This is a genomic window from Ornithinibacillus bavariensis (genome assembly GCF_050433565.1).
Classification (GTDB): domain Bacteria; phylum Bacillota; class Bacilli; order Bacillales; family Amphibacillaceae; genus Ornithinibacillus; species Ornithinibacillus bavariensis.
Genome location: NZ_JBNPWZ010000004.1, coordinates 42,677 through 51,429, shown reverse-complemented (window position 1 = coordinate 51,429; position 8,753 = coordinate 42,677). Strand labels below are relative to the sequence as shown.

At 34.5% G+C, this 8,753-nt stretch carries 9 protein-coding genes; 2 read left to right on the top strand and 7 right to left on the bottom strand.

All coding sequences use genetic code 11. The features are described 5' to 3' along the window. On the bottom strand, positions 1-259 hold a 259-nt coding region (locus tag HNR27_RS09040), incomplete at its 3' end, for a hypothetical protein (protein ID WP_429339542.1). A gap of 197 nt (positions 260-456) precedes the next feature. Here HNR27_RS09040 and HNR27_RS09035 point away from each other — a divergent pair. Beyond that, positions 457-1,509 (top strand): CotH kinase family protein, encoded by a 1,053-nt coding sequence (locus tag HNR27_RS09035; protein WP_429339541.1) that lies wholly within the window; start codon positions 457-459, stop codon positions 1,507-1,509. Positions 1,510-1,549: 40 nt separating this feature from the next. Next, positions 1,550-1,930 carry an SET domain-containing protein gene (locus HNR27_RS09030; RefSeq protein WP_429339540.1) on the top strand — a complete coding sequence of 127 codons (381 nt, stop codon included), beginning with the start codon at positions 1,550-1,552 and terminating at the stop codon, positions 1,928-1,930. A gap of 461 nt (positions 1,931-2,391) precedes the next feature. On the opposite strand, the gene HNR27_RS09025 is transcribed toward HNR27_RS09030, so the two are convergent. The 6 genes from HNR27_RS09025 to HNR27_RS09000 form a co-directional block, all read right to left on the bottom strand. Beyond that, entirely contained in the window at positions 2,392-3,075 is a 684-nt protein-coding gene (locus tag HNR27_RS09025) for a DUF2642 domain-containing protein (protein ID WP_212921539.1), read from the bottom strand. Positions 3,076-3,483: 408 nt separating this feature from the next. Then, on the bottom strand, positions 3,484-4,905 hold the full coding sequence (locus HNR27_RS09020) for a hypothetical protein (RefSeq protein ID WP_429339539.1): 1,422 nt from the start codon (positions 4,903-4,905) through the stop codon (positions 3,484-3,486). Positions 4,906-4,957: 52 nt separating this feature from the next. Further along, positions 4,958-5,554, bottom strand: a complete 597-nt coding sequence (locus tag HNR27_RS09015) for a hypothetical protein (RefSeq protein WP_429339538.1) — start codon at positions 5,552-5,554, stop codon at positions 4,958-4,960. Positions 5,555-5,892: 338 nt separating this feature from the next. Beyond that, entirely contained in the window at positions 5,893-6,891 is a 999-nt protein-coding gene (locus HNR27_RS09010) for an SPFH domain-containing protein (protein ID WP_429339537.1), read from the bottom strand. 39 nt (positions 6,892-6,930) lie between these two features. Further along, positions 6,931-7,701, bottom strand: coding sequence for a TPM domain-containing protein (locus HNR27_RS09005; protein ID WP_429339536.1), 771 nt, complete (start codon positions 7,699-7,701; stop codon positions 6,931-6,933). Further along, the gene (locus HNR27_RS09000) at positions 7,698-8,726 is read right to left on the bottom strand and encodes a TFIIB-type zinc ribbon-containing protein (RefSeq protein WP_429339535.1); all 1,029 of its coding nucleotides are present in this window, start codon (positions 8,724-8,726) and stop codon (positions 7,698-7,700) included. The genes HNR27_RS09005 and HNR27_RS09000 overlap by 4 nt, the downstream gene beginning before the upstream one ends. Positions 8,727-8,753 lie beyond the last annotated feature (27 nt).

Sequence of the window (8,753 nt, the reverse complement as noted above, 5' to 3'; positions counted from 1 at the left end):
TTTCCTCTTCTTCAAGCACTAGTAAGTCCAAGTCTTCTACCTCCACTACTGGTACGACTAGCACAAGCTCTTCTGGTGGTAAAGGAAAAGGCAAAGGTGGATCTAGTAGTAGCAGCACCCATTCCTCTTCTTCAAGCACTAGTAAGTCCAAGTCTTCTACCTCCACTACTGGTACGACTAGCACAAGCTCTTCCGGCGGAAAAGGAAAAGGAAAAGGAAAAGGTGGATCTGGTAGTAGTAGTACTGGTACCTCATCCACAGGTTCTACCACCACAAAAACATCAACATCTAGTACATCAAGCTATAGCAGTAGAAGGAAACGTCGAAGAAACAGCACTAGTTAATATCTAAACATTAATTAGGATTGGAGGGGTACTATAACTCCTCTTTCCTATAATTTTTTAATGAAGAGGTGATGTTATTGTGGAGATCCAAATACCAAATTTTTATATTAATATGAAGGAAGAGGATTTGGAAGAGTTAAGGAGTGATATTTGGAACGACTTACCTTTACCGGCAAACTTGATTATCGATAAATCCATCTACGATATTGATATTTCGTATAGAGGATCTTATACAAGACCTTTTCGTAAGAGATCTTATTTCATAGAATTTATTGAGCCTGATATGTTTAATGGAGGAAGGGAAATCCATTTAAATGCTGAATATAGAGACCCCTCTCTTTTTCGAAATAAGCTTTCTCTAGATTTTTTTTATGACCTTGGCGTCTTATCACCTAAAAGCTACCACGTCAACTTAATTAGAAATGATGTTCCTAAAGGTGTTTATTTAGTATTAGAATCTGTGGATGACTTATTTCTAACAAATCGGGATCTCCCAATAGGTCCCATTTATTATGCAGTTAATAATAATGCCAACTTCTCTTATACCAGAGATGGTCGTAAAAAGAGATCCAGGATTTCCGGTTATAGACAAAAAATCGGAAACAAAGAAGATGATGAAGCACTTAGGAATCTAATTGATATTATCAATACTACTTCTGACATGGAGTTTTCTAAGACTATTCCGGGTTTTGTGAACATCAATAAATACATTCATTGGATGATTGGTGCGGTATGTACTATGAATAATGATGGGTTTACACATAACTACGCACTTTATCAAAACACACATACTGGACTCTATGAGGTAATTCCTTGGGATTATGATGCTACATGGGGAAGAAAAGTAGATGGGGGAATAATGAATTGTGACTACGTACCAATTCAAGGAAAAAAAGGGAACTACCTCTGCTATCGTATCTTGCAAGTTCAAGAATTTAGAAAGCAATATAAAGAGAGATTGGAAGAAGTGCTTGAAACAAAATTTACTGTGGACTATATGGAGAACAAAATCACCGCCTTATATCAACAACTTCTCCCCCATGTAATGAATGATCCCTATAAAAAAAGAAAAATAGATAAATTCAAAAATGAACCAGAAATCATCTGTCAATTTATTCTAGATAGAAGTAATTATTTAAAGCAACATTTTAGCGAACTTGATTAACTATACGACTTGGTATGGACACGCGAGAGGAGGAATATTATTGCAAAAGATTTCCGTCCAAGATACAGGAAAATATGGAAGAGGTGTTTTTGCATTGTGCGATTTTGAAGAAGGAGATCTGATAGAATCTGCACCTGTCATTGCTTTACCAAAGTCTGAACGGAAATACATTAAGAAGACAATGCTAAGTGACTACTTCTTTAATTGGGGGAAAGAGAGGAAAAACCCCGCTATCGCATTAGGGTACGGGTCTTTGTATAATCATTCTTATACACCTAACGCAAAATTTATTGTTAATCTAAGTGAAAATGCCATTGACTTTTATTCATTGAGGAAAATAAGAAAAGGAGAAGAAATCACCGTTAACTATAATGGTGATCCAACTGATAAAACAAATGTGTGGTTTGAAGTGATCGACTAGCACAATTATTAATTTAACGCTTCATGCTTTTTAAGAAGGGATATACAACTGGACGTCCTCTATATATCGTGCTCCTTTTTTCTGATGTATCATTTCTTTTGATATACTACAGTTTCAAGATTTATTAGGATTGAATTATGTAGTGTGTGTTGAAAAGACCATTTCAAAAAGCCTTTCATCCATTACGAAAGGCTTCATTTATGTTATTTAACAGAGTCTGGCTTTAAGCACTTTAAGGCAGAATCCCACTAAAACACATTCATTTATTTTAGATACAACGTCTATATCTAAATAAAAACTGCCTTAACAGTATTTGTTTCAGGGCCAATTAAGGAAGTATTTGGTCGACATTAATCTAATAAAGAGATTTTTCCTAGCAAAATAATACTAACAAAAAAGCAAAAAATATGTAGAGACAGAAGTAAGCTTCTTTCTCTACAATTAGATAGTCACAAATCTACTTAAACTTGATGCAATGTTTTTATATGATGCATATTGATAAACAATGGTTTTGATCGTGCACTTTGAATTTTTACTATCGGTCCTGAAATTTCAATTATTCTTCCAATATGATAATTCTTTTCTCCAATATTTAAAACGACAACATCATCTAAAAACTTTTCAATTTGAACCTCAAAGGTTCTAGCAAGCTTAGGGTTTGTTGGCTGAACGGGGAAATTATGCATATCTAATCCATATGGTCGTTGATCTTGAGAATATGGAATCAACCATTTAAGATGATTTAATGTTATATACATCGTTTTATATATCGGTGAATGGAAAACAAAGTAATTATTCATTATACTTGTTATATATCCATGTAATGGTTGATTTGCGGTCACATAGATTTCTACAAATATACCTTTTGCTTCTGTAAGAACCTTACGTAAAGACCAGTCTGTTTCTTCTAAAGATAGAATACTAGTTAAATCTGTTGAATTTAAAGGATAGGAGATTTCATTCGAACTATCTTCTACTGCTCTAATATTTTGGATATGAACAATCGGAATGTATACATAGTCATTTCCGTTGAACAAAACCAATGTATCAGTCCCAATATCAATAATTTTTCCATTAACTAGCTTTTTACCAGAAATCTCTACTACACATGGTTCGTTCAACAGTCCTTGTAATATTGTTTTCATACTTTCACCCCCAATCAAAAAAAGCTCTATCACCTACGTCTACTGTAAAGGTTTATTGAAACGAGTTAATCCTAGTAGAAATGTACTCACTCCACAAATCTCTTACCTACCATATTTTCATTTTCTTTAAAAATTTAATTTCATAGAACTTCTAGATCATTATTGCAATTGCAAGGAATTTTATGTCTTAAAATACTAATCCTGATTATTATTTCTACATACTTATAATTAGGTGAAGCTCTTTACAGTAAAATGTAATAAGTACTCTATTTGCACCAAAATTGAAGTGTCCATGGGTTTATCGTAAAAATGTAATAATTCTGGAGATGTTTTATGTGGATTTCTAGTAAAAAGCAATAAAAAATAAAGGATAAAGGATTTTGATAGAAGTAAAACTGTTCACCACTTTTATATATCTTCTTTATTTAATTTTTGAAGCATTTTTTCAGCATGTCTAATTAATGCATGATACTGTGCTTTTAATACTTCTTTCATTTCAGATGATAAAGGACGTTGAGTTTCCTTATCGAGCTGCTCAGGTTCTTCAGATGAAGAATGGATATTTTTTTGCATATTATGAAATGATTTTACCTCAGTAATATTCATACTCGCCCTTAACTCTTTAGGATTATTGCTCTTTTGTAGCTTGAATCTTGGTTTCTCCATTTTTTCTTTATTTCTCTTATTTATGTGAACCATTCTATAAGATTGGAAGCTGTTTTTTTTCCATTCTTTTTTATTCTGTTTTTGCATTTTTATTTCTGGCATTTGCAAATCTGTTCCCATTGCAGCTTCCGTAAAACGGATCTCCTCGTTAGCTCCTTCATTATATAGTACTTGATCTATTACTTCAGAGTCCTCCTCTGTAATTGATACTTGATTCTTCGCTTTAGTTCTTTTCAGTGCTTTCTTTTTAACGGGGGCTTGGACTTCTACGTCAATATCTACTATATCTTCTATAACAGATTGATGCCCTTCTCCTTCTATTTTTTCCTCTTTGACAGGTGATTGTTCATTTATTTCTACTTCTTCCGTTTCTTTCTTAGGTGCATGCTTATTTACTTCTGCTTCTTCTGTACCTTTCTCTATGATAGAGGCTTGGTCATTCACTTCGAATTCTTCCGTTTCTTCTTCTATGACAGAGGATCGGTCATCCATTTCGTCTTCTTCCGCTTCTTCTTCTATGACAGAAGTTCGATCATTCATTTCTGCTTGTTCTGTTTCTTCCTCCATGGTAGACGTTTGCTCAATTTCTTCTTTCTCTGTTTCTTCCTCTATGATAGAAGTATGGGAAGTAGACCTAAGATTATCAGCTTGTTCCCTTGTGGGAGCTTTATCTAGTAATTCATTTGGGGAATCTGAAGGGGGATCCTCTTCGGCTTTTTCTGCATGAACATCCTGCTTCATTTCAGGATGTTCACCTTCATAAATGTCGGAAATACAGGATTTTTGAAAATATAACTGTTTACCATTATTTACCAAAACAATATAATTACTGAGGATATCTGTTAATACTCCTGAGGTACCCTTTCCAGATAAAATATTGATGGTTACCCAGCTATATTTTAGTGCCTCCAAAACGCTATCTAAGGACCATGCATGCAAATATGTTGACCGATCACCTTTTAAATCATAGTCCCTAGAGTTTTTAGAAAGTGCTATTATATGATTGATGGTTAAATAATGGATTTTATCTAAAATAGCTATAATTAGATAATCCTCATTAACATCTAGTAAAACACCTTCTATATAATTATCATTCTTAAGAAACAATCCAATATTGGTTCCTTTTAAACTATGAAGGACTTTACCTAGAGTAGAGTAAGTCATATAGAATCCCCCTTTTCCCCTAAAGCAAACAACAATAACTATACAATAAATACTACTCGGTTTTTTCTTCTGCCTTTTCTGGTTGTTTTTCTTCTTTCCTATCTGCTTGTTTTTCTTGCGTCTTTTGTGAATTATTGCTTCGTTTACTCTTATTGTTTTTCTGAGCATTTTGATTTTGGTTTTGATTTTGATTTTGGTTTTGTTCTTCATTTGCATTTTGCTTTTCAACTTTTGCACCATAGCTTATATTGCGAAGATGGAAAGTAGATACACGTACAACTTCTTCTCCGGAAACTACAACAATATAGTGATCGGAAACTTCTTCTAGTACACCTTCTAGCTTTTCAGGACCTCCACGGTTTATCTGTATCCAACGGTGTTTTAAGTTGTTCAAAATTTCATGAAACTTATTTGCACAGAGGTATTCAAAATCCTCTGGAACTTCTAGTTCAAAGCAAAATCCCTGCTTAGCATTGCTTGTTAAGCTTTTTATATGCTGTGTATTATAGTAAATGACACCATCATTTTCGGTTAACACCGCTAAATAATCGTCTTCTACTGCTAACACTTTACCGACACGTGATTCAGGTCCACCTCTATCAATTTTAACAACCTTATCCATAAAAGAGAGTAACAAGTCCTTATTCATTTTCTAACCTCCTATTATATTTTCCATATATCTATATGTGTCATAGCAGGTTGTTGTATTAGCCAGAGGCCTATTTTTACCATATTTTTAAAAATTAAGGTATTACCAAAGAGAATTTGAGCTATTACTCTTCATACTTCCTTCTGAAAAAGCAAGCTTCAGTTAGGACATTTTAGAATTAATAAATAATATGCCTAAGTACGGTAAACAGTTCCTATTGTTCCATGGGTATTCTTGAAGAATGGACATAAAATTAAAAAGACTGGAGCAAATAAAATCACTCCAGTCAAATTTAATATTTACTTTTCCTTTAATATCTTAATTAGATTAAGACTATGTTAAATCAACTTCTGACCACAATTAGAGCAAAAGTTAGCTCCTTGCGTCTTCTGACCACAATTTGGACAGAAATTTGGGATGTTATTTGTTGAATTTCCTTGTGATGGTATCGGCTGACTTTGATTTTGTGAATTATTTTGATTTAGGCTCTGATTCATATTCTTCATCACTTCACCGGCCATCGTCATCCCCATCATCATTCCAGCCATATCTGTTGCTGTACCAGAACCCTGTAATTTACCTGAAGCCATCGCATCTGTAATGGAAACCTGCTGGTAGCGTGATAGATCACCAATCATTCCTTGTGAAGCTGCCTTTTTAACCATATCCTGGATTTCCTGAGGATAGTTAAAGCTTGATACATTGAATCCCGTCATGGTCATTCCCATCTCAAGAATTTGCATATCTAAATCTTCACGAATTCCATTAGATATTTCTAAAGCATTTACCTGTAGATTAAAAAGATCCTTACCCTCTTTCGTTATCCACTTCATTAGTAATTGATCCAGGATAGAGGTAATACGAATCTTCACATCATCAACTAAATAGCGATCCTTAATCCCTGCAATATTATCGATTAGCCCAATATAATCATTAACCTTAAATTCGAAGGTTCCATTTGCTCGAATTGGTAGCCCTCCAGGTAGATTTAACTGTGGAGCAGGGATATTAATCGCATTTTTTGTCCCCCACTTCACGTTAAAGATTTTTGTATTAACGAATAGAACCTCAACACGAAGACCACTATTAAATCCAAACTTAAATCCTTTTAAAGTGGATAGAAATGGAATAATTTCGGATTCAATATTGTAATCACCTTCATCCTTGAAGATTCCTTCAATCTTTCCATTGTAAAGAAAAATAGCATCCTGACCAGGGCGAATGATTAAACGACTTCCCTTTTTTATTTCACTATTTCTCCATTTCCAGAAAATCATATCATCACGAAACTCATCCCATTCGATAACATCTGCAAATTGATTTTTGAAAAAAGCCATGTGCAACTTCCTTTCATTCTATCATTTCGGTGTAACCTATTAAAATTTTCCTCGACTCCCGCTGTAGGAGTGTCCCCCACTGGTAATTCCTCCTCCTCCACCGCTTCGATTATTATTTTGAGGCTTTCTACGTTTTGTAACACTTTTCGTTAAATAAACATCCTTACGCTCTAATACTTTAAAATCACCTGTATAGGTTCTTTCATTAACTGTTACTTTCCCACCAGAGTTATATGCCATAGAACCGACTACTACCCCAGCTACCCCTATCGCTAGTAAAATATGAAACCACGTTTTTAATAGAAAACTTTCTGGGTTAACAAAAGGCATGTAACCCATATATTCAGATCCTGTTTCAATGAACAAGGAAAACGCCTCATAGTAATTTCCACCTGATAAGTAGGGGGTAATCTTTTGTCTAATTAAATCTGCACGCTTATCATTGATATATTTTTCACCTTTATAAAAACCGAATATCATAACATCTCTTTTTGCCATATTTAAAGCTACGATGGCAGTATTTCCATGAGGCTTATCAAAGCCGAATGCCATGTCATCATAAAAATCCTCTATATATGGTTGAATATCTCGCCCATCGGCATCTGGTGTAGTCACAATGATAAAATCCATTTCATGCTCTTTCCCATGCTTGAGCGCTAGGTCCTCTAATTCTGCTATTTCATCCTCTGATAATAGATTAGCATAATCATATACTCGTTGTTTATTTTCTTCTGCAAAGGCTGAGGTAAGGAATCCAAATATAAATACAAGAGAAAGAATACTAGTTAAAAATAATACCCGTTTTTTCACCAGATATCCCCCCCAACCATAACGGTAATTAATTTTGCTGCAACAAAGGTAACAGCTGCAATACCGCCAAACCAAGCTGATACTTTCGCAAAGCTTAGTGGTGGCCTTCCAACTACTTTGCCATTAACCCCATTCATAGCAAAGGTGTGTTCCTGCTTGTCATAATCATAATAAACCATCCATACAGGCAGAAGAACATAATGGGCTTTAGTCTCATTCGTGTCTACATTTTTTTCTATGTATTGTACGGACGAATATCCACCAATAGTAGAGTGAATATATTTATCGATGTAGCTGCTAACCTTTGATTTTACACGTGGGAATAAGTCCTTATTATTGTAGTTATACTTTTCTGCTAAATATCCCGCTAAATAAGGTGTTTTAAAGTCTTTTAAACTACTATAATCATATGGCTCTAATTTATCCATTAAATCATCATTCATTTTCTCGGAAGCATCCACCGGAACTTTATTGAAGGTTAAATCAATTTTTCGACGGACATCATAATATTTTGTTTCCGTATAGATATAGTCTCCTTGTGTATAGGAGCTAACCTTCGTTGCCTTCGCAGTCACATCAGCGACACTATGCAAATCATAAAGCCAGAATGGGACATATATGCCTGTAATTCCTTTTATTCGATCTGCTGACATAAAGCCTTTTGGTGTTAGCCTACCATTTTTACACCATTTCTTAAATGCTTGAATGGCTTCCTCCTTGCTAATTTTAAATGGAATCACTTTATCAGGCGCAAGATTACCAGATACGCGGTCAGCCAGGACTACTGCAGCTCCACAAAAGCTGCAGGAAGTAGCAGAAGTATCTGCATCCGTTATAACAGCAGCCCCACAATTATTACATACATATTCTTTTGCTTCATCATCTGAAAATCTGGTTGAAATAAATTCTTCAGAAAAGTCCTCTACGGAATCATTTCTTCCACAACTCTGACACGTTAATTTACCTGAAGCACTATCAAATGCCATGTCATCGCCACAGTTTGGGCATTTATAATGAATGAGCATAATTTCACTCCTTCTGCTTACAATATT